General features: G+C 39.3%; 20 protein-coding genes. 9 read left to right on the forward strand and 11 right to left on the reverse strand.

The features are described from left to right. Positions 1-137: 137 nt before the first annotated feature. Entirely contained in the window at positions 138-3,590 is a 3,453-nt protein-coding gene (locus Q8S11_RS12940; protein WP_305662532.1) for a pyruvate carboxylase, read from the reverse strand. A gap of 141 nt (positions 3,591-3,731) precedes the next feature. On the opposite strand from Q8S11_RS12940, the gene Q8S11_RS12945 reads away from it, so the two are divergent. Next, positions 3,732-4,193 (forward strand): DUF4112 domain-containing protein, encoded by a 462-nt coding sequence (locus Q8S11_RS12945; RefSeq protein WP_305662533.1) that lies wholly within the window; start codon positions 3,732-3,734, stop codon positions 4,191-4,193. Between the two features lie 673 nt (positions 4,194-4,866). On the opposite strand, the gene serS is transcribed toward Q8S11_RS12945, so the two are convergent. Beyond that, positions 4,867-6,138, reverse strand: coding sequence for a serine--tRNA ligase (serS, locus tag Q8S11_RS12950; RefSeq protein WP_305662534.1), 1,272 nt, complete (start codon positions 6,136-6,138; stop codon positions 4,867-4,869). A 95-nt stretch (positions 6,139-6,233) separates the two neighbouring features. Here serS and rsmI point away from each other — a divergent pair, with 95 nt between their 5' ends. From rsmI to Q8S11_RS12980, 6 genes are all read left to right on the forward strand, one after another. Beyond that, entirely contained in the window at positions 6,234-6,905 is a 672-nt protein-coding gene (rsmI, locus tag Q8S11_RS12955) for a 16S rRNA (cytidine(1402)-2'-O)-methyltransferase (protein ID WP_305662535.1), read from the forward strand. A gap of 26 nt (positions 6,906-6,931) precedes the next feature. Continuing rightward, the gene (locus Q8S11_RS12960) at positions 6,932-7,558 is read left to right on the forward strand and encodes a PH domain-containing protein (RefSeq protein ID WP_305662536.1); all 627 of its coding nucleotides are present in this window, start codon (positions 6,932-6,934) and stop codon (positions 7,556-7,558) included. Further along, a complete protein-coding gene (gene lnt / locus Q8S11_RS12965; protein ID WP_305662537.1) occupies positions 7,558-9,186 on the forward strand; it encodes an apolipoprotein N-acyltransferase in 1,629 nt (542 codons plus the stop codon). Before Q8S11_RS12960 ends, lnt begins: the two co-directional genes overlap by 1 nt. A gap of 324 nt (positions 9,187-9,510) precedes the next feature. Further along, positions 9,511-10,476, forward strand: a complete 966-nt coding sequence (locus Q8S11_RS12970; RefSeq protein WP_305662538.1) for a sugar phosphate isomerase/epimerase — start codon at positions 9,511-9,513, stop codon at positions 10,474-10,476. 161 nt (positions 10,477-10,637) lie between these two features. Beyond that, positions 10,638-11,141 (forward strand): hypothetical protein, encoded by a 504-nt coding sequence (locus Q8S11_RS12975; RefSeq protein ID WP_305662539.1) that lies wholly within the window; start codon positions 10,638-10,640, stop codon positions 11,139-11,141. 11 nt (positions 11,142-11,152) lie between these two features. Next, entirely contained in the window at positions 11,153-11,647 is a 495-nt protein-coding gene (locus tag Q8S11_RS12980; RefSeq protein ID WP_305662540.1) for a hypothetical protein, read from the forward strand. 197 nt (positions 11,648-11,844) lie between these two features. On the opposite strand, the gene Q8S11_RS12985 is transcribed toward Q8S11_RS12980, so the two are convergent. Beyond that, on the reverse strand, positions 11,845-13,485 hold the full coding sequence (locus Q8S11_RS12985) for an NAD+ synthase (protein ID WP_305662541.1): 1,641 nt from the start codon (positions 13,483-13,485) through the stop codon (positions 11,845-11,847). 36 nt (positions 13,486-13,521) lie between these two features. Between Q8S11_RS12985 and gldB the strand changes: the two genes are divergently transcribed. Together gldB and Q8S11_RS12995 are read left to right on the forward strand one after the other, a co-directional pair. After that, positions 13,522-14,550: a gliding motility lipoprotein GldB gene (gene gldB / locus Q8S11_RS12990; protein ID WP_305662542.1), complete on the forward strand. Its 1,029-nt coding sequence runs from the start codon at positions 13,522-13,524 to the stop codon at positions 14,548-14,550. Positions 14,551-14,561: 11 nt separating this feature from the next. Then, the gene (locus Q8S11_RS12995; protein ID WP_305662543.1) at positions 14,562-15,332 is read left to right on the forward strand and encodes a patatin-like phospholipase family protein; all 771 of its coding nucleotides are present in this window, start codon (positions 14,562-14,564) and stop codon (positions 15,330-15,332) included. A gap of 49 nt (positions 15,333-15,381) precedes the next feature. Here Q8S11_RS12995 and Q8S11_RS13000 read toward each other — a convergent pair whose 3' ends face one another. The 8 genes from Q8S11_RS13000 to Q8S11_RS13035 form a co-directional block, all read right to left on the reverse strand. Beyond that, positions 15,382-15,591 carry a hypothetical protein gene (locus Q8S11_RS13000; protein ID WP_305662544.1) on the reverse strand — a complete coding sequence of 70 codons (210 nt, stop codon included), beginning with the start codon at positions 15,589-15,591 and terminating at the stop codon, positions 15,382-15,384. A 67-nt stretch (positions 15,592-15,658) separates the two neighbouring features. Next, positions 15,659-16,540, reverse strand: coding sequence for an ATP synthase F1 subunit gamma (gene atpG / locus Q8S11_RS13005; RefSeq protein WP_305662545.1), 882 nt, complete (start codon positions 16,538-16,540; stop codon positions 15,659-15,661). Between the two features lie 78 nt (positions 16,541-16,618). Then, entirely contained in the window at positions 16,619-18,193 is a 1,575-nt protein-coding gene (gene atpA, locus Q8S11_RS13010) for a F0F1 ATP synthase subunit alpha (protein ID WP_305662546.1), read from the reverse strand. A gap of 87 nt (positions 18,194-18,280) precedes the next feature. Next, positions 18,281-18,820: an ATP synthase F1 subunit delta gene (atpH, locus tag Q8S11_RS13015; protein ID WP_305662547.1), complete on the reverse strand. Its 540-nt coding sequence runs from the start codon at positions 18,818-18,820 to the stop codon at positions 18,281-18,283. Positions 18,821-18,923: 103 nt separating this feature from the next. Beyond that, entirely contained in the window at positions 18,924-19,436 is a 513-nt protein-coding gene (locus tag Q8S11_RS13020) for a F0F1 ATP synthase subunit B (RefSeq protein WP_305363446.1), read from the reverse strand. Positions 19,437-19,508: 72 nt separating this feature from the next. After that, entirely contained in the window at positions 19,509-19,727 is a 219-nt protein-coding gene (gene atpE / locus Q8S11_RS13025; protein ID WP_090705041.1) for an ATP synthase F0 subunit C, read from the reverse strand. A 46-nt stretch (positions 19,728-19,773) separates the two neighbouring features. After that, on the reverse strand, positions 19,774-20,847 hold the full coding sequence (gene atpB, locus Q8S11_RS13030; protein ID WP_371135166.1) for a F0F1 ATP synthase subunit A: 1,074 nt from the start codon (positions 20,845-20,847) through the stop codon (positions 19,774-19,776). A 472-nt stretch (positions 20,848-21,319) separates the two neighbouring features. Further along, complete coding sequence (locus Q8S11_RS13035) at positions 21,320-21,574, reverse strand: AtpZ/AtpI family protein (RefSeq protein ID WP_305662549.1); 255 nt, start codon at positions 21,572-21,574, stop codon at positions 21,320-21,322. Positions 21,575-21,806: the final 232 nt, after the last annotated feature.

Here is a 21,806-nt window from a genome sequence, read left to right on the forward strand (position 1 = left end):
GCCAAAGCATTAACTTTAATAGCATCAGGTGCAGCGGCGGCATTTTGCTACTTTTCTGCTGCAGGAAAAGTAGAGAGAAAATTATGAGATTTGATTTTTAATCTTACGATTTCAATTTCCCCGGACACTAGTGATTCTCAACTCTCCATTCTCAATTCTATCTCAAGCACCAAATCATCCGTATTAACCAATGTACCGGGCGTTAAAATAATATCCCCAACAATACCATCATTATTTGCGGCAATATTGGTTTCCATTTTCATGGCTTCGACCATAAACAAAGGCTGATTTTTCTTCACTTCATCACCTTTTTTAACAAAAACTTTGGAAAGCATCCCCTGTAAAGGTGAGGCAACATGACGTTCATTATCTTTTTCAGCCTTTCTGTTCTCCTGGCGGATTACCTTAATTGACCTATCCTGCACTTCAATATTTCTTGTCTGCCCATTTAATTTAAAGAATGCTGTACGCATTCCTTTATCATCCGCAGGGCCAATAGACTGCAGTCGGACGAGTAAGGTTTTACCCGGAGCAATTTGCACCGTTGTTTCCTCACCTGGCTTCATCCCATACAGAAAATATTTGGTCGGAACCACATCAACGTCACCATATTTCCTGAACATGAGCAGGTAATCTTCAGTTACTTTAGGATAGAACTTATAAGACAGGTAAGTGGTATAGGGAAGATCTTCACCGAATTTCTTCTTAAATTCCTTAAAATCATGATCCAGATTCAATGCAGGGATATGTTTACCTGCACGATCTGTAAGAGGCACTTTACCTTTCAGAATAATCCGCTGGAGCTCCTGAGGGAATCCCCCTTCAGGTTGTCCAAGCTCTCCCATAAAATAAGAAACAACAGATTCTGGAAAAGAGATCTGATCTCCCTTTGTGAAGATATCTTCCTTGCTGATATTGTTTGCAACCATATATTGTGCAAGATCACCAACTACCTTTGAGCTTGGTGTAACTTTAACAATATCCCCAAACATCTCATTAACATCGGCATAACGCTCCTTAATCTCTTCAAATTTATCACCCAGACCCAGGGCAATTGCCTGAGGCTTCAGATTAGAATACTGACCACCCGGAATCTCATGCTGGAATACTTCAGCTGAACTGGATTTCATGCCCGATTCAAAGGGATGATAATAATCACGAACAGCTTCCCAGTAATTACTGAACTGATTGAGTGATTTAATATCGTAGGGGTTCTCACGCTCATGAAAGCGCATCATTTCAACTATGGAATTGAAATTAGGCTGAGAGGTCATTCCGGATAGTGCTCCCAATGCACAATCAACTACATCCACCCCTGCATCAATAGCCTGCATATAAGTAGCCGACTGCAGAGAGGAGGTATCATGAGTATGCAGGTGAATAGGGATCTTTATTGTATCCTTTAATGCCTCAATTAATATTTTGGCTGCGTATGGTTTAAGTAAACCCGACATGTCTTTAACACCCAGAATATGCGATCCTGCATTCTCCAGATCTTTGGCCAGTCGTAAATAATATTCAAGATTATACTTAGTACGTTTGGGATCCAGAATATCTCCGGTATAACATAATGCACCTTCAGCAATTCCGCCTGTTTTTCGCACCATATCGATACATGGAGCGATATTTTCCATCCAGTTCAGGGAATCGAAAATCCGGAATACATCTACCCCATTCTCCCAGCTTTTCTGAACAAAGGATTCAACCAGATTATCCGGATAAGCAGAATATCCAACACCATTACATCCTCTGATCAGCATTTGAATCAGGATATTGGGCATTGCTGCTCTTAGCTTCTGTAGTCTGATCCATGGGTCTTCGTGCAGGAACCTCAGACAAACGTCAAAAGTAGCACCGCCCCAGGCCTCCATACTAAAGGTTTGGGGATGATCTTTGGCATAGGCTTCGGCAACCTTCAGCATATCATAGGTGCGCATGCGGGTAGCCAGTAAGGACTGATGGCCATCACGGAAAGTTGTATCGGTATAATAGATCTTCTTTTCGTTCTTCAGCCAGGTACAAAATCCTTCGGCACCCAATTCAGTAAGCATGTCTTTGGTACCCTTAGGATAAGGAGCCATATGGTCAAACTCCGGAATAGGTGGTTTTTCAAGACGTACTTTTGGATCAAAGTTTTTTACATCTGGGTTTCCGTTTAGGGAAATATCACCAAGGAAGGACAAAACTCGTGTTCCACGGTCAAGCCCCGTTGTGATGGCAAATAATTCAGGATACTCCTGTATAAAATTAACGGTTGCTTTGCCTTCAACAAAAACGGGATGATTGATCAGATTCTCAAGGAACTGAATATTATTTTTTACACCTCTGATCCTGAATTCACGCAATGCACGGTTCATTTTACGGGCTGCATCAACTAAAGTCGCACCCTGGGTGCTTACTTTAACCAGCATGGAATCAAAAAAGGGACTGATCTTCATACCCGGGTAGGTACTTCCCTCATCCAATCGCACACCGAAACCGGTTGCGTTACGGTAGGTGATCAGTGTTCCATAATCCGGCTTAAATCCGTTTGATGGGTCCTCGGTCGTGATACGGCATTGCATTGCAAAACCATTCTTCATGACCAGAGCCTGATCAGGAAGTCCGATTTCCGGATCTGACAGTTTATAACCATCGGCAATATAAATCTGGGTTTTGATCAGATCTATACCGGTGATCATTTCTGTAACAGTATGTTCTACCTGTATCCTTGGATTAACCTCAATGAAATAGATGCGCTCATCCGAATCTACCAGAAACTCAACCGTTCCAACATTATTGTAGTTAACAGCTTTCGCGATGCTTACAGCATAATGATACAATTTCCCGCGGGTTTCATCCTTTAAATTCAATGAAGGTGCTACTTCAACAACCTTCTGGAAACGCCTTTGAACAGAACAATCACGCTCATACAGGTGCATCACATTCTTATAATTATCAGCAACAATCTGAACTTCTATATGACGTGGACGCTCGATGAACTTCTCAAGAAATACGGTATCATCACCAAAGGCATTTTTTGCTTCACTTTTAGCTTCCGGGAATGCTTTTTTAAGCTCTTCTTCGGTTCTTACAACCCGCATTCCACGTCCACCACCACCTGAAGCTGCCTTTAAAATCATCGGAAAACCGATGCGCTCAGCTTCAGAAAGTGCAATATCAAGACTGTTCAGGTCGGGTTCATTGCTTTCTATGATCGGGATTTGGGCATTTTTAGCAACAGTTTTTGCAGTAATTTTATCTCCCAAAGCGATCATTACATCGGGTCTTGGCCCGATAAAAATAATTCCATTTTCTGCACACTGACGGGCAAACTCTGGATTTTCTGACAAAAAGCCGTATCCGGGGTGGATAGCATCTGCTTTGCAGTATTTGGCCATCTCAATAATGGCCTGAATATCAAGATAAGGCTTTAAAGGATCGTTATCTTCCCCAATCTGATAGGCCTCATCTGCCTTGTAACGGTGAAGCGAATAACGATCTTCGTAAGTATAAATAGCCGCGGTCTGTATGTTCAATTCATTGCAGGCGCGACTAATCCTGATGGCAATTTCTCCCCTATTCGCTATCAGTATTTTCTTAATATTCATAAATAACCTAATTTGTCCCTAAGGTAAATAATAAAAAACCTGATACCAAATAAGATTTGGGTTCAAAACCCTATTCCAATTGATCTAAATGGCATAAATTTTGCATAAATTATCAAGAGTAGTAAAATAATCAAATTTTATATGCAAAAAAAGCTGAGTCCAAAATTGAACTGGGCAGAACGTGTTTCCTACCTTATGGACGAAAAATTTCGTGTACCGGGAACAAATTTCAGGTTTGGCATTGACCCGCTGTTAAATTTAATCCCGGTACTTGGCGGAGTATCGGGTTTTGTAGTTTCCTTTGTGCTGGTCCTTACCTTGGCACGATATGGCCTGAGCCGCAAAGTTCTGATTTTAATGCTTCTGAACATCATTCTGGACTCAACTATTGGCGCTATTCCTATTGTCGGACAAATATTTGACTTTGCCTATAAATCAAATTCAAGAAACATCCGTCTTATGAAAGAATATTACGAAGAAGGCAAGCATCAGGGCAGTGGTACGGGAACGCTGATTTGGATCATAGCCATCCTGACTATCTGTATTCTGATTTTTGTCTGGGTGATGTGGAAAATTCTGGAATTGATAATAGATCTGTTTTAAATTAAAGTGAGTTTGGGATAAAATCTTGCCGGGTATTATACTATCCATTTTCCTCTTGTACTTCTCAAAATTCACTCTCGCAAAGACGCTAAGACGCAATGTCCGCATATTATTTAAAACAACTATTTTAGATGATATTTTTCGCGTCTCTGCGTCTCTGCGAGATCCTTTTTTTCACTTTCCTTTCCCTCTGGTTGGTGCTCTCACTGTTCCAAACACATTCTCACATCCCCTGATCAGTGAAAACAATCATAGGTGTGGAAACCCATAATACCGCAATCCTAACCTCATTATTGCCGGTTATTCTTTCTAAAAAATGTTTCCAATTTAGATCCTTGCAATTACAAAGCCCCTTAAATAATGACATTCTGCGCGCACCAACAACTCCGGGCTGCCCGGTCCTATGAAAAACATCTCCGGGTAAAATAAACCTTGCCGGAGGAGGTATCTTCCGGCTATTTGTAATTTGAAATGGAACGCGATTTCTTGCCGGAAATACTCCGGAGGAAAGGGCTGAACCTGCCTATAACACACAGGTATTGGTTTCAAAAATCAAACTATTTGGCTCCAGAGTCTTATTTCCCTGTGGTAGGTGTTATCACCGACCAATGATATGATCGTGCTTGGTACGGTGAGAACACCGACCAGAGGGGAACATATTCTATTAAAAAGCCTAACTGATATATTCAAATCCTGTATATGGCACCAGCGCAGCCGGAATTTTTATACCCTTGTCATCCTGATTATTTTCCAATAAAGAGGCCACAATACGCGGCAATGCCAATGCACTTCCATTTAAGGTATGAGCCAGCTGAGGCTTTCCATCCCCGCTCTTATAACGCAACTTAAGGCGATTAGTCTGGTATGTTTCAAAATTGGAAACTGAAGAAACCTCCAGCCAGCGTGCCTGGGCAGCACACCAGACTTCCATATCATATGTTTTTGCTGATGTGAAACCCATATCTCCACCACATAAACTGAGTACACGGTAAGGCAATTCAAGTTTTTGCAATAAGGACTGAACATAATTGCTCATATTCTCCAAAACTTCATAAGAGTGATCAGGATGCACAACCTGCACAATCTCAACCTTGTCGAACTGATGTAAACGGTTCAAACCACGTACATGAGCTCCATAGGATCCTGCTTCACGGCGGAAACAGGGCGTATATGCGCAATTTTTTATGGGTAATTCTTCGGCTTTCAAAATCACATCACGGTATAAATTTGTGACCGGAACCTCAGCAGTAGGAATCAGATAAAGATTATCTCCGGTAATATGATACATCTGACCTTCTTTATCCGGAAGTTGCCCGGTACCAAAACCTGAGGCCTCATTCACAACAATTGGCGGCTGCATCTCGCGGTAACCTGCTGCCTCTGCATTGTCCAGAAAGAAATTGATCAGTGCACGCTGTAGTTTAGCCCCCTTGCCTTTATAAACCGGAAAACCGGCACCCGCAATTTTGTTGCCTAATTCAAAATCTATGATGTCATATTTTGCAGCGAGTTCCCAATGAGGTAAGGCAGCCGCCATAAGCTGTGGAATCACACCATGTTCAAAAGCAACCTGATTATCATCGGCTCCAATACCTTTCGGGACAGAATGATGTGGCAAATTAGGTAAAAGCACCAACTCAGCCTGCAAGAGGATCTCGATAGCAGAAAGTTTATCTCCGATTGTTCGTGTTTGCTCTTTGAATGAAGTAGTCTTCGCCTTTATTGCTTCGGCCTCTTCCTTTAATCCCTGACGCATTAGTTCGCCAACCTTTTTTGCAGCTGCATTAGCCTCGGCAGCAATGGAATCCAAAAGGGTTTGAGTCTGACGACGGTCATCATCAAGCTTTATGATCTGATCAACCAGCTCAGGATTTTTAAAATTCCTGACAGATAAACGATTTAAAACTTCCTCCCTATTTTCGCGGATATAACTAACTTGCAGCATCTTTAATAATTTTAGACAAAGATATAAACAGTTTGGAGTTTGGGCTTTGATTTTGGAGTTTTTCCTGAATGAATACCTGAATAAGAATAGAAAAAATGAGCGGCAAACTTTATCTTGTACCTACGCCGATTGGCAATCTGGAAGACATGAGCTTCCGGGCAGTCCGCATTCTCAAGGAAGTTGATCTGATTCTTGCAGAAGATACCCGCACCAGCGCTCCATTATTAAAACATTTTGGAATTGATAAGAAGTTATATTCCCATCATCAGCATAATGAACACAAGTCTGTAACAGAAGTGATTCGTTTCCTTAAAGAGGGTAAACAAATCGCACTTATTTCTGATGCGGGTACACCGGCGATCTCTGATCCGGGTTTTTTGCTTGTTCGGGAAGCTATTCGTAATAATCTGCCGATAGATTGCCTTCCGGGCGCTACTGCTTTTGTTCCTGCCCTGGTTAATTCAGGTCTTGCTGCTGATCGTTTTACTTTTGAAGGCTTTCTGCCGGTTAAGAAAGGTCGGCAAACGAGGATGAAAGAACTCGTAAACGAAAACCGAACCATGATATTTTATGAATCGCCGCATCGCCTGTTAAAAACCCTCGAAGAGTTTGCACAATACTTTGGAGCAGAGCGGCAGGCATCAGTTTCGAGAGAATTAACAAAACTATTTGAAGAAACTGTCAGAGGCAGTCTAAAGGAAATAAAAATACATTTTGAGACTCATACTTTAAAAGGTGAGATCGTCATTTGTGTAGCAGGCAAATAAAATTTATAATTAATAAAAACTAGATTATGTTAATTGAACAATATTTAACAGATGATCAGGATCCAAGAACTGCAGAAAAAGTTTTGGGGAAACTGCGGGATATGCTTACCTCTGGAGAGGCTGTAATCTATCTGGCAATACAAAAAAAACCTGCCGTAACCCTGATTCCAGATTGCATTGCAGTGACCAATAAACGCATTGTATTTTGTATTCCGGAAAATCTGGGCCTTACCATGACGTATAAAACATTCCCATGGGCAGAAGTAAAGGAGGTTTCTTTCAAAGAAGAATTCTTTGGATCAAAATTTATTACCATCCCACAGAGAGGTGAAAACATTGCAATCGATTTTATTCCTAAAGTCCAGGCACGTAAACTCTATCAGTTCTGTAATGAACAATTGGAAAAAGCAAAGACCTTACCGGGATTTGAGGGAAAAATTAGCGTGCTACAGAATGAGAACCTGGGGGATGATTACGCATCTTACATTGAAGTTGAGGAGCAAAGTACATCCGCAATTACAGAGCTAAATGTTACAGATGCAGAAGATGAAATAACCCAAAAGCTACAGAAATTAAAAATACTGTATGAGAAACAATTAATCAGCCAGGAAGAGTATGAAAATAAAAAGGCAGAAATCCTAGCCCGACTTTGATGAAAAGAAATTATCAGCTCGCACTTTTAAGTGCTTTCTTACTTTGGTTTGCCTGGCCACCTATACCCTTTAGCTCCCCGATTCTTCTGATAGCACTTGTTCCTATATTACTGGCGACAGAAAACATTATTGGAACTCAGATAAAAAACAGGGGGAAATTAATATTCCGGACTACATTTCTTTGTTTTTTTACCTGGAATACAGCAAGTATCTACTGGGTTTTCAATTCCCTGAACTCGGCAATGCCTACCTGGGTGGCGGCCATTATTTCACTGATTCCCTTTGGTTTGGGAGCAGTTTTAATGACCCTTGCATTCTGGTTATACTATAGACTGAGATTAATCACTTCAAAGGTTTGGGCTTATGCCGGCCTCATTTGTTTCTGGATTGGCTATGAATACCTGCATCAGAGCTGGGACCTCGCATTCCCATGGATGAATCTTGGAAATGGATTCGCTACATCTCATCAGCTGATACAATGGTATGAATACACTGGTGTTTACGGAGGCACGCTTTGGATTCTACTTTCTAATATTTTATTTTTTGAGATCTGGTTAACACTTAAGACAGGTACACTTAAAATGAATAAAAATCGCTTGATTATACCCGTAACAATTCTGGTAACTCTACCCCTGCTCATCTCATTATTCATTTATCACAACCATACTGAAAAAGCAAATCCGGCCAATATTGTTGTCGTACAACCTAATATTGATCCCTATCAAAAATTCGGAACCATGCCACCTTCTGAACAAATTACCCGTTTGATTCATCTTTCAGATTCATTAGGGCAAGCCAATACCGAATATTTTATCTGGCCGGAAACTGCAATATCACAGGGTACAGAGGAGAAAACATTCAGAGGGGAAGAGAGCTTTAAAACAATTCAGAATTTTTTAACCAGATACAAAAATTCAAATTTGATATCCGGAATTGAGAGTTTTGCCATATATGATTCGGCAGAAACAGCAACTGCACGATACAACCAAAACAGTGGTATCTATTTTGATGTATTCAATGCTGCTGTATCTGTAGAGAATTCAGGCACCCTGCAATTCTATCATAAGTCGAAACTGGTCCCGGGAGTCGAACAAACCCCCTTTTCAAACGCATTATCATTTTTAAAGCCTGCCTTTGCCGCATTTGGAGGAGCTACAGGGAGCTATGGAAAACAGGATGAACCTTCGGTATTCTATTCCCAAAGCGGAATCGGTTCTGCTCCCGTAATTTGTTATGAATCCATCTGGGGCGAATATGTTGCAGACTATATTAAAAAGGATGCACAATTCATTGCAATCATTACCAATGATGGTTGGTGGGGAAACACCTCAGGTAAAGATCAGCATCTGGACTATGCAAAACTCAGGGCTATTGAAACCAGAAGATGGGTGGCAAGGTCGGCAAATACCGGAATTTCTGCTTTCATCAATCAGCGTGGTGATATTGTTCAGCGTACCAAATGGTGGGTTCAGGAAGCCCTTAAACAAGATATTAACCTGAATGAGGAATTAAGTTTTTATGTCAGGTATGGTGATTATATAGCCAGAGCCGGATCAATAGGGAGTGGAGTATTTGCCTTAATCTTAGTACTGACGAAATTAAAGAAACGAAAATCTAATGCATTATAAAAAGAAAGATCCGCTCTTTTCAGAACGGATCTCACTAAACTAAAACTAAACTAAAAACCAGATTTTATTCGGGTTCGGGCTATATTATACGGACACAGAACCTTTATAATGTATTAATTCACTAAACAAAGAAACACAATTTAAAGTACAACACATTCAGTTTTCAGGTTTGTTACAAGTATCTGACGGTTCTATGATAATTGATTATTTCTCAAGCATTTTGAACATGATTTGCACATTGAAGTTGGAATATTATCACACTTTAATTTTCACGATAATTTTATTTAATGTAAATTCAAAATTCACCAATCTAAAATAATTTACATGTCCAACCACCGCCGTAAATTCATAAAACAGGTCACAGGCCTTGCAGGAATTGCAATTTTACCATCCGCATTTTATTCATGTGCCGGAAAAATGCACCAGAGTAATAATCCAAATGCTGCCGATATAAAAAACTCATTTTTCGAAATCTCTCTGGCTCAATGGTCTTTACATAGGTCACTCCGGAGCAAAAAAATTGACAATCTGGATTTTCCGGTGATAACCAAAAAAGAATTTGGTATCAGTGCTGTGGAATATGTAAATACCTTTTTCAAGGATAAAGCAAAAGACACCAGCTATCTGAATGAATTGCTAAAACGATGCTCTGATAACGGCGTAAAGAATCACCTGATTATGTGTGATGGAGAAGGGAATCTAGGAGAGCTCGATACTGCTAAACGAGTTCAGGCAGTAGACAACCATAAAAAGTGGGTAGAGGCTGCCAAATACCTTGGCTGCAGTTCGATCCGGGTGAATGCGTATGGTGTGGGAAGCGCAGATGAGGTACAAAAAGCAGCAATTGAAGGTCTCAGGCTTTTAGGTGAATATGCAGTAAAAGAAAATATCAATGTCATCGTTGAAAACCATGGAGGATATAGCTCGAATGGGTACTGGCTTTCGACTGTGATGAAGAATGTTGGCATGAAAAATGTAGGTACCCTACCAGACTTTAATAATTTTTGCCTTACGCGTGATAGTAAGAATAAATGCATTGAAGAGTATGATAAATATAAAGGCACTTATGAAATGATGGCTTACGCCAAAGCAGTAAGTGCTAAATCTATGGACTTTGATGCACAAGGTAATTGCATTGAAACCGATTATAACAGAATGCTTAAGATAGTTAAGGATTCAGGATTTAAAGGCTATGTGGGGATTGAATACGAAGGGGAGCAATTGGGAGAATATGAAGGTATCCTTAAAACCAAAGCCCTGCTTGAACGTGTACGTGCAACGATGATATAGGCATTTTTAATAATGGGAATAGGGAATGGGAAATATGAAATTTTCCATTCTCAAACTTCAGTCTGAATTCTTAATTACCCGGTTTTATTTTTAAAACTTTTACCAGATTGATTTTAACCCATTATTAACCAAAAATGACTATGAACACTTCTTTTAAATTAATGAGCGCAGTATCCTTACTGGCTCTCGCATCCTGTAACAGTGGAAGCAAAGTTGAACCCGGAACTTATGTAGATCTCAATACCGGAGAGTCAATTACGGTTATTGCCGATCCGGAAACCGGGTATGCCATCAACAGTGAAACCAGGAAACCGGTCTATCTTTACGTCAATAGTCAAAAGGACACCATCTTCACAACCGGTATCGTTGTGAACGATAAGCTCATTGCTACTGAAGCTGGATACTATGAAGTTGATGACACCAAGGTAAAAGTTGATGATGATGAAATAAAAATCAAATATGACGATTACAAGAAAAAGGTTGATGGTGATGACTATAAAATTAAAGATGGCGATTACAAGCTGAAAGTTGATGGAGATGGCGATATAAAGATCAAAGACGGGGATTATAAAAAGAAAATAGATGCAGATGGTGATGTAAAGATCAAAGACGGGGATTCAAAAACAAAAATTGAAGACGGAGTTGTAACAAAACAAAAAAATTAAACTAAAAAAAAATGAAAAACATTAAATCAATTCTATTTGCTGTAGTTATAGGTTCAGCATTTATAGGATGTAACAGTAATCAGAAAAATGATATGGATGGTGATACAACTATGACTTCTGAGGAGTCTGAGTATTATGAGCCTGAAGCCAGAGTTGAACCCGGTAATTATACCAATCTAAGTACCGGCAAAACAGTTTATATCATTATGGATCCACAAACAGGATGGGCTATCGACAGTATTGAAAGAGTTCCGGTAGAATTCTACACCAACAATGCGGGTGATACTTTGTTTCAAACAGGTGTGGTTGTAAATCATGTGCTCAGGCAGGCAGATGGTAAATGGATGCTTGATGAAACTAAAGTAAAACGTGATGGTGATAAGCTCAAAATTAAATATCCTGATGGTTCTAAACTCAAAATTGACGGAGACGAGATGAAGATGAAAGATGAAGATGGTAAAATCAAGATCGATGGTGATAGTATAAAGGTGAAACCTAATAATTAATAAAAGGTAAACCATATTTTTACAAATAAAAAAACCTCCTTCGGGAGGTTTTTTTATTTAATAAAGCCTTGAAATCATAAATTCATCAGCTCCTCTGAATGACATGCTCTGTTTAAGCTTATGTTTTCCTATCGAGCTCACTATCAACCCGATAGCTACAGGGTTTCCACTTTCAATTATCAACTATCCATTATCAACTAACTAAGGTATTTCCCAACAATTGGCAGTCTCCTCCCCATTCCAAAGGCCTTGGGAGACACCCTTAAGATTGGAGGTGCCTGGTTTCGCTTAAATTCGGCGACATTAACCATTCGGAGAACCCTTTTTACAAGGGATTCATCAAATCCTTGTTCGATTATTGCTGATGAACTCTTCCTAAGTTCAATATATTGAAATAATATTGTATCCAGAATATCATATTCAGGTAGGGAATCTGAATCTTTTTGTCCGGGGCGCAGTTCAGCTGATGGAGGTTTTACAATACTGTTCATTGGAATAATTTCCCTTTCTCGGTTAATATAATGTGACAATTTATAGACCTGTGTTTTATAAACATCCCCAATTACCGCAATAGCTCCCGCCATATCACCATATAGGGTGCCATAGCCTACAGCACATTCGCTCTTATTTGAAGTATTTAGCAAAATGTAACCAAACTTATTGGACATCGCCATAACTATTATTGCCCTGCTCCTTGCCTGAATATTCTCCTCAGCAACACTAAAGGGGAGATCCTTGAAAACCGGCTTCATTATATTTTCGAATGCTGAAGCAGCTTCCCTGATGGGTATAATTTCATGCTTACAACCCAGATTTTTAACCAGATCCAATGCATCCTGCACAGAATGGTCACTGGAAAACTCTGATGGCATTAGTACTGCCATCACATTTTCAGGACCAAGAGCTTTGGAAGCCAAAGCACAAACAAGAGCAGAATCTATCCCTCCTGATAGTCCGAGAATGGCTTTGCTGAATCCGGATTTCTCGAAATAATCCCTAATCCCAAGAATCAAAGCATCATGAACCTGTTGAATATCATTTTGGGCATCGTGACCTTTAGGTTCGTAGCCTTTAACCTTCTTTTCTTCAAATTCATAAATTTTGATGTCTTCAGAGAAATAAGCCATTTCATCGAGAAGCATTCCGGTATCATCAAAAACCAATGAACCACCATCGAAAATAATTTCAGTCTGTGCGCCAACCTGATTCAAATAGAAAAGCGGCAGTTTATATTTCCTGCAATTATCTCCGAGTATTTTTACCCTTTCCTCATCATGATTATATGCAAAAGGCGATGCAGCAATATTAATCATCAGATCAGGTTTCTCCCTGATCAGTTCATCCATAGGACAAATAGTATACATTGGATTATCATTGATATTCCACAGATCTTCACAGATTGTCAGGGCAATTTTATGCCCCATAAAATCAATACAGCTGAAATCTACCGAAGGTTCGAAATAACGATACTCATCAAAAACATCATAATTGGGCAATAATGCCTTATTTACAACAGCCTTGATCAGCGTATTTTCAATAAACCAGGCTGAATTGTAAAGATCCTTCCCCTCGATTTTTGGGTTTGGAGTTGGTAAACCCAGAATGCAGGCAATATCAGTACAGGCAGCGGCTATTTTCTTTGCTGATTGTTCAGAAAGTTCAACAAACTCAGAAAATTCAAGAAAATCTCTGGGCGAATATCCACAGACAGATAATTCTGCGAAAACTACCAAATCAGCACCCTTATTCCGTGCATCCTGAATGGTCTTTATTATTTTCTGAGTATTATGTTCAAAGTCGCCAATAATATAATTTAGCTGGGCAAGCGCAATCTTCATGCAGTATTTTTATAATTTAGCAGATAATCTGTATCCATGAGACACCTTCAAATTTACCTGTTTTTTTTTATATGCCTTACAGCTCTTTCCTGCAATAACAAAAAGTCGCCGGATATCAGCAAGATCAAATTAAATATTCCAATCGAGCGATTTGATCAGGATCTGAACAAGGTTAATCCAGATTCTATCTCAACAGAAGTTCCTGTTCTAAGAAGAAAATACACCTGGTTCTACGATGATTATATGGAAAAGATCATCAGCGCAGGATATACCAGGGACACCGCCTATTACACCAATCTCCGCACCATACTAGGAAACAAGGATTACCTCGAACTTAAGTCAACGGTAGCCCAAACATTCCCGGATTTAAATAAACAGAAGTTCGAACTGGACCAGGCATTCAGGTATATACGCTATTACTACCCAAAGCAGAAATTTCCGCGCCTCATCAGCTTTATATCGGGATTTGCAGTACAAACACCTATTGGAAATGATTATATCGGAATTGGTCTCGACATGTTCCTGGGAAAGAATGGTGATCGGTTCTATCCGGCATTGAGACAGAGCATTCCACAATACATTTCCAGAAGATTCAGTCCTGAGAATATTAGTCCCCGTGTAGTTGAAGCTTTCATCCGAGAAGAAATGTTCCCTGAAAATGATGCGGATCGAAATCTGCTTTCAAAAATGGTCTATAATGGCAAAATTCTATATTTTATGGATGCTGTCTTACCCGAAGTTCCAGATGTTCTGAAAATAGGTTATACCACTGATCAGCTCCAATGGTGTAAGGATTATGAAGCAGGAATTTGGGCATATTTTCTGGAAAATGAGCTTTTATTTGAAAGCGATTATCTTAAAATTCAGAGGTATCTTGCAGAAGCGCCATTTACACCCGGGATTGGAGAAAACTCTTCATCAGCTCCCAAACTGGGAGTCTGGGCAGGGTGGCAAATCGTCAGGCATTACATGGAAAAGAATCCTGATATTAGTCTACAGCACCTAATGATTGAAAAGGATTCGCAAAAAATTCTTGCCGGATCCAAATATAAACCAAGAGATTAATGGAATAAGAAATGAGAATTGGCTTAGTACTATCTGGAGGAGGAATACGCGGAGTTGCACATTTAGGTGTCCTTCAGGCCCTTACGGAAGCAGGGATAAAGTTTGACATGATTAGCGGAACCAGTGCTGGTTCTATTGTTGGTGCACTTTTCGCACAGGGTATTGAACCTGCAGAAATTCTTAAGGTTTTTATGAAGACCCACCTTTACAAGTACATCAGACCTGCTTTCGGAGCAAAAGGGCTGATGTCCCTTGATAATATCAGAACTCTATTACTTGAATTTCTTCCCCACGATTCTTTTGAAGGCCTAAAGATTCCTACGGTTATTACCGCAACGAATTTCAATGAGTGTAAAGTAGCTTATTTCCGTTCCGGTGAACTGATCAACCCCATATTAGCTTCCAGCGCTATACCTGTCTTTTTTAAACCGATTCATATCGGAGGGAAAATTTATATAGATGGTGGCATTTTAAACAACTTTCCGGTTGAGCCAATAAAATCAGAATGTGATTTTATCATCGGTTCATCCTGTAACCATCTCCCTGAGGCTGATAAAATTGAAAGCTATCGCAGGCTGGTTGAACGATCCATAATCATGTCGATCAATTCAGATATGGCTACTAAAGCAGGGTATTGCGACGTCATAATTGAGCCCCGAGGTATGGGGGCCACCAGCGTATTTGATGTAAGAAAAACCGAAGAGATTTACTGGTTGGCCTATGAAGCGGCCTTAAGAAAACTGAAAACAGACTCTAAACTTAAAAGTCTGCTTAGTTCATAAAAAAGGCTCATAACCGCTTGGATATGAGCCTCTCACCTTAAGACAATAATTATTTTAATATTCTTAAAACTGATCTTAAGCAGATTACAATTCCAACGACCCAAATAATGTTTGACACCATGTCAATCATAGGCCATGTACCGGTAAAACGTAAAAATATACCGATAAGACCGATTACTATACCTACCGTAATAGTAGTATAATGTGAAGGATCGTTAGCTTCAGTGGTAGAGTTATTGTTGTTTGATGTGTCTTCCATTTCCTTTTATTGAGAAAGTATAAATTTACAAATCTATTTTACAGTTCAAAACTGAATCTGCTAAATGTTAACCGTTAGATAAAGCCGCTGCACCACTTACGATCTCAGTCAACTCAGTTGTAATAGCAGCTTGTCTTGCCTGATTGTAAGAAAGTTTTAATGCCTTCAATAAGTCGCCGGCATTTTCTGTTGCCTTATCCATTGCTGTCATACGTGCACCATGCTCAGAAGCATGCGAATCAAGAACAGCTTTATAAACCTGAGTTTTGATTGATTTAGGGATCAGTTGTTCAACAATCTCCTCTTGTGAAGGTTCAAGTATATAATCAACCTGAGTTGTGTTTACTGTAAGTTTATTGGACTTTGGAACGGGCAATAATTGCTCTGTTGTAAGAATTTGAACAGCGGCATTTCTGAATTGGTTATACACCAGTTCCACTCTGTCATAATCACCTTTAGCAAAAGCAGCCATCACAGATTCAGTGATCTTTGAAGTATTTTCGAAACTCAGATCAGTAAATAACTCATTGTTATTCCCTATGACCGTATATTTCCGCTTCTCATAAAAATCCTGAACTTTTTTACCAATAGCAACAATATGAACATTTCCTTTACGGAGTTGATCAGAATATTTTTCTGAGATCAGGTTATTTGTCGTCTTGATCACATTCATATTGAATGCTCCTGCAAGACCACGGTTAGATGAAATACTGATAATCAATACTTTATTCGGCTCACGCTCCTGAGTATATGGAGAATTGGAACCGTCCATGCTTGCTGAAAGATTTGACAGAATGTCTTTCATCTTATTTGCATAGGGACGCAGCTGAATAATCGCACCGGTTGCCCGTTTCAACTTTGCCGCAGAAACCATTTTCATGGCCTTGGTTATCTGCTGAGTCGAGCTGACAGATGCTATACGATTTCTTACTTCTTTTAAATTAGCCATTTTAAGGAGTACAAAGTATAGAGTACTGAGTATTGAGATGTGTGTTTCTCAATACTCAATACTCAATACTAATATCTTTTAATATTTATCACTTAGCTCTTTCGCTACTGTTTCCAAAGCACTTGTAATCGCATCATCAAGTTTACCGGCTTTCAAACCCTGTAGAGCTTCCGGATGACGTTGTTCAAGTTGTTGAATAAATTCCGCTTCAAAAGCTTTCACCTTATTAACCGGAACATTTCTCATCAGGTTCTTGGTACCTATGTAAAGAATTGCAACCTGCTTTTCAACTGTCTCTGGAGAGAACTGTGCCTGCTTTAACAATTCCACGTTACGTGCACCTTTATCCAAGACAGATTTAGTAGCCGCATCAAGGTCAGAACCAAATTTTGAGAAGGCTTCTAATTCACGATACTGGGCCTGATCAAGTTTCAAGGTACCTGCAACTTTCTTCATCGACTTAATCTGCGCATTACCACCTACACGTGATACCGAAATACCTACGTTAATTGCCGGACGAACACCTGCGTTGAATAAGTTAGACTCAAGGAATATCTGACCATCTGTAATCGAAATTACGTTGGTTGGGATGTATGCAGAAACGTCACCTGCCTGAGTTTCAATAATCGGCAATGCAGTTAAGGAGCCTCCACCTTTAACGATATGTTTAATTGATTCAGGAAGATCATTCATTGATTGTGCAATAGAGTCGTTCTGGTTGATCTTAGCTGCACGTTCAAGTAAACGGCTATGCAGGTAGAATACGTCACCAGGATAAGCCTCACGGCCCGGAGGACGACGTAATAAAAGGGAAACCTCACGATAGGAAACAGCCTGCTTTGAAAGATCATCATACACAATCAATGCCGGTCTGCCGGTATCACGGAAGAACTCACCAATTGCAGCACCTGCGAAAGGAGCGTAGAACTGCATAGGAGCAGGATCAGCAGCAGAAGCCGCAACAATCACTGTATATGGCAATGCACCATTTTCTTCCAATACTTTTAAGATCTGGGCTACAGTAGAGTTTTTCTGACCGATAGCCACATATATACAGAATACAGGCTTACCTGCTTCATAAAATTCTTTTTGGTTGATAATAGTATCAATACAAACCGCAGTTTTTCCGGTTTGACGATCACCAATCACAAGCTCACGCTGCCCACGACCAATTGGTATCATCGCATCAATTGCTTTGATACCTGTCTGTAAAGGCTCAGTAACCGGCTGACGATAGATTACACCCGGTGCTTTACGCTCCAAAGGCATCTCATAAGTTTCACCCAGAATTGGACCTTTACCATCAATTGGAAGACCGAGTGTGTTAACTACACGGCCAAGCATTCCTTCACCAACTTTGATGGAAGCAATTTTATTGGTGCGTTTTACTGTTGCACCTTCTTTGATTTCATCAAAAGCACCAAGTAACACGACACCTACGTTATCTTCTTCAAGATTTAATACGATGCCTTGTAAACCGCTATCAAATTCTACCAGTTCACCTGATTGAACCTTAGTTAAACCGTATACACGCGCGATACCATCACCCACCTGCAATACGGTGCCAACCTCTTCGAGTTCAGCCTCCGACTTAAAGCCGGAAAGTTGTTGTCTTAAAATCGCCGAAACTTCATCTGGTCTTACCTCTACCATAGTAGTATTTTTTGTTTTTATATTGTAAATCTTATGCCCCCTACCCCTATCAGGAAGCAAAAAAGCCCTTTGTGTATTTGGGGTTATTTAGTTAAGTTCAAATTCTTTTTTCAGTTTATTCAGCTTACTGGATAAACTGGTATCAAACTGCTTATCGCCAACTTTCAGAATAAATCCTCCGATCAGATCAGGGTCAACCTGAGCTGAAAGAATAACCTCTCCTTTTGTTGCGTTCTTCACCACTTCTTCTATCTGAGCCAAATTTTCTTTACTTAGTGGAGAAGCTGAGGTTACGGTAGCCTTTACAACATTTTTAATAATGTTGTACTGATTGATAAATTCCTTGGCTGTTGCATATAAAATTTCTGAACGGCCCTTCCTGATTACGATATGAAAAAAGGAAAGAATCATTTTATGCAACTTATCCCCAAATAAGCCATCCAGAATATTTGCCTTTTTTTCAAGACTTATAATCGGATTCTTAAGAATAGCCTGCAAAGCTGGATTAGCCCTGCATGTTCCCAGAAACAATTCAATATCCTTCTTCACCAGTTCAAGAGCATTCTGCTCAACAGACAGGTCAATGATAGATTTTGCGTAACGCGATGCAACTTGTATTTCTGACATAGTATTAGTTGTTACCCGATAGCTATCGGGTTGTTAGTTGTTAGTTACTAGTTATTTGAATTTCTTCTTTCAAACTGTCAACTGTCAACTGTCAATTGTCAACTTAGTTAAGTTTTACTTCTTTCAACAGGTCATTAACAAGAGCCTGTTGCTTATCCTGATCCTCCAGTTGCTTGCGCAATACTTTTTCAGCAATAGCTAATGACAAGCTTGAAACCTGGTTCTTGATCTCTGCCATAGCAGCAAGCTTTTGGTTCGTGATCTCGTCCTTTGCCTTTTCGATCAATTTAGTTCCTTCAGTCTTAGCCTGATCTTTTGCATCATTGATGATCTGATCTTTAATTTCTTTGGCTTCTTTAAGAATATTGTCCCGCTCTAAACGCGCTTCTTTTAAAAGATCTTCATTTTCACTAATTAGCTTAGCCATTTCAGCTTTAGCCATTTCGGCTTTGGATAAAGCATCCTCAATTGAACGCTCACGCTCATCAAGTGCCTTTACGATAGGCTTCCATGCAAATTTGCTTAAAAGGAAGAACAGTATTAAAAAAGCTACTGTTGACCAGATAAATAAACCCGGATCCGGAGAAACTAATGGATTTAATGCCAGTAATGTCATTTTGTTATATTATTTAATAATCAATCAAAACAATAAAATAAGGCTGGTGCCAATCGCACAAGCCTTACTTTTTTAGTTTACTTGTCCTGTTCCTAAGAACGCAACAACCACTGCAAACAATGCTACCGCCTCAACGAATGCTGCTGCAATTAACATAGCTGTTTGAATTTTAGAGGCTGCTTCTGGCTGACGAGCCATACCTTCCATGGCTTTTCCACCAATGTTTCCGATACCAATGCCTGCTCCGATAGCAGCTAATCCTGCACCAATACCAGCGATACTTCCTACGATCATAATCTGATTTTTAAATATATATTAAACAAAAAATAAATTCATATTAATGCTCAGCATGTTTTTCTTCAATTGCCATGCCTATAAATAAGGCCGACAAAATGGTGAAAATGAATGCCTGAATAAAACCTACCACGAGCTCGATTACACTGATAAAAAGAACAAACGGAACCGCTATACCGGCTACAAGGACCGATTTTAAGATAAAGATCAGAGAGATCAAACTTAAAATAAGGATGTGACCTGCAGTAATGTTTGCGAATAAACGAATCATCAGGGCAATTGGCTTGGTAAACAAACCTATGATCTCAACAGGGATCATTAATGGATATAACCACCATGGAACATGAGGGGTAAATACGTGTCCCCAATAATTCTTGTTACCATTTACAGTTGTCAGAATAAAGGTACATAGTGCTAACATCATAGTCACTGCTATATTTCCAGTTAAGTTTGCACCTCCCGGGAAAAAAGGAATCAAGCCCATCAGGTTATTTAACCACACAAAGAAAAATACCGTTAATAAATAGGGCATAAAGCCTCTGTATTTATGACCCAATTGCGGCTTGGCAATATCGTCGCGAACAAAGATGATAATAGGCTCCAGAATAGACTGCAAACCTTTCGGGGCTTTACCTTCACGCTTCTTATATGTATTGGCAATCCCGATAAATACCACAAGTAAAATAGTTACTGAGATTAACAAAGAAACAACATTCTTAGTTATTGAAATATCAAGAGGCTTCATATTCATGATCTCTCCCTTATTGTTGTGTGCGATATAAGTTCCATCCGCACTTTTAACCGATTCAGGATAATAATACTTTCCGTGATAATAAACCAATTGGGTTCCGTTGGCATCCAATAATTCAGTGCCTTTATCGTTATGTCCGAACTTATTGGAAAGAAAACTAACCAATCCCTTATCAGTCCACAAAATAACGGGTAAAGGAAGTGCTACATGACCAAAAAAGTGCCACTCGTGGGAATCTGCAATATGATGCAGAATTATCTTGGAGATATCTTCATCTTTTTCCGGCTTAGCATCATGTGCATCTGCTACAGAAGCATGTGTTGTATCTGATGATACTTGCTCCTGGGAAAAAGAAGAAAAACTCAAAATCGAAAATAAAACTGCACAAATAGCTATGCTGAAGAATTTTTTTGAATTGAAAATATGGCTCAAATCCATTTATTATAAGGAATTTACTTAAATTTTTGGTTGCGCAAGTTACATAACAAACAATATATTTCAAACACTGTATGAAAGAAATATAGATAAAAAAAATTGATGATAAATTTAAGGGGATCAACCGGGTTTGCGTTGATGTAAACAAAGGCTATTATCATGCAAAAAAGTAGCTTTATTGTAACACTTCCGAGCAATGCCTGACCTGAAGCCCTATCACTGATTCTCATCCTCCAGGAAGCAATAAGATAGATACTGAGGGTTAAAATTTCAAATACCCAGAACAATGCCCAAAACTTTGGGATTAAAAATTGTATTTCTGGAAAAAATAGCTCAAAAACCAGGGGTCCACTAGCCAAAAGAATTGTAAACAGAATAAAATAAATGAAAAAACGATAAATACTCATGGTTTTAACTGTCTGATGGTCTGGTAAATTGATAAGATAACGCCTAAAACACATGCAAGCGCCGTTACCCATTGAGTCTTATGATCATAATATTCATCAGTCTTATAACCAATATATGCTGAAAGTCCGATTATTGCCATCATTTGAAAAGCCACACCGGTATATTTAGCATAAGTGTTCAGCGACTGCTTTTCAGCTTTTAGCCCATCAGTTTTGCTTTTCACTTTTTGATTTTCATCCTGATGGTTCATTTCTCTCATTTTACAGCGTAAAATTATCAAAATATTAAAGTATTCAGCGGAATAAATAAAAGCCGAATACATTTAGCTCAGGCAATTGAAACAGTTTTCTGACAGAAAGAGTTTATATTTATCAGGACAAATCCGTTATGATAAAATAACTTTGCAAAGATTCTGTTATATATTTCAAGCAAAATTAAATTGAATTCAAATATCCTGATTGCATTTCGTTTTATATCATTAA

The organism is Daejeonella sp., from assembly GCF_030695525.1.
GTDB lineage: Bacteria > Bacteroidota > Bacteroidia > Sphingobacteriales > Sphingobacteriaceae > Daejeonella.

Excerpts from the sequence above, each read along its gene's own strand:
- Q8S11_RS12980 (WP_305662540.1), top strand. The coding sequence starts at position 11,153 with ATGAAAAACATTAAATCAATTCTATTTGCTGTAGTTATAGGTTCAGCA.
- lnt (WP_305662537.1), top strand. The coding sequence starts at position 7,558 with ATGAAAAGAAATTATCAGCTCGCACTTTTAAGTGCTTTCTTACTTTGG.
- atpH (WP_305662547.1), bottom strand. The coding sequence starts at position 18,820 with ATGTCAGAAATACAAGTTGCATCGCGTTACGCAAAATCTATCATTGAC.
- rsmI (WP_305662535.1), top strand. The coding sequence starts at position 6,234 with ATGAGCGGCAAACTTTATCTTGTACCTACGCCGATTGGCAATCTGGAA.
- Q8S11_RS13020 (WP_305363446.1), bottom strand. The coding sequence starts at position 19,436 with ATGACATTACTGGCATTAAATCCATTAGTTTCTCCGGATCCGGGTTTA.
- Q8S11_RS12945 (WP_305662533.1), top strand. The coding sequence starts at position 3,732 with ATGCAAAAAAAGCTGAGTCCAAAATTGAACTGGGCAGAACGTGTTTCC.
- Q8S11_RS12970 (WP_305662538.1), top strand. The coding sequence starts at position 9,511 with ATGTCCAACCACCGCCGTAAATTCATAAAACAGGTCACAGGCCTTGCA.
- serS (WP_305662534.1), bottom strand. The coding sequence starts at position 6,138 with ATGCTGCAAGTTAGTTATATCCGCGAAAATAGGGAGGAAGTTTTAAAT.
- Q8S11_RS12995 (WP_305662543.1), top strand. The coding sequence starts at position 14,562 with ATGAGAATTGGCTTAGTACTATCTGGAGGAGGAATACGCGGAGTTGCA.
- atpA (WP_305662546.1), bottom strand. The coding sequence starts at position 18,193 with ATGGTAGAGGTAAGACCAGATGAAGTTTCGGCGATTTTAAGACAACAA.
- Q8S11_RS13035 (WP_305662549.1), bottom strand. The coding sequence starts at position 21,574 with ATGAACCATCAGGATGAAAATCAAAAAGTGAAAAGCAAAACTGATGGG.
- Q8S11_RS12940 (WP_305662532.1), bottom strand. The coding sequence starts at position 3,590 with ATGAATATTAAGAAAATACTGATAGCGAATAGGGGAGAAATTGCCATC.
- Q8S11_RS13000 (WP_305662544.1), bottom strand. The coding sequence starts at position 15,591 with ATGGAAGACACATCAAACAACAATAACTCTACCACTGAAGCTAACGAT.
- Q8S11_RS12975 (WP_305662539.1), top strand. The coding sequence starts at position 10,638 with ATGAGCGCAGTATCCTTACTGGCTCTCGCATCCTGTAACAGTGGAAGC.
- gldB (WP_305662542.1), top strand. The coding sequence starts at position 13,522 with ATGAGACACCTTCAAATTTACCTGTTTTTTTTTATATGCCTTACAGCT.
- Q8S11_RS12960 (WP_305662536.1), top strand. The coding sequence starts at position 6,932 with ATGTTAATTGAACAATATTTAACAGATGATCAGGATCCAAGAACTGCA.
- Q8S11_RS12985 (WP_305662541.1), bottom strand. The coding sequence starts at position 13,485 with ATGAAGATTGCGCTTGCCCAGCTAAATTATATTATTGGCGACTTTGAA.
- atpG (WP_305662545.1), bottom strand. The coding sequence starts at position 16,540 with ATGGCTAATTTAAAAGAAGTAAGAAATCGTATAGCATCTGTCAGCTCG.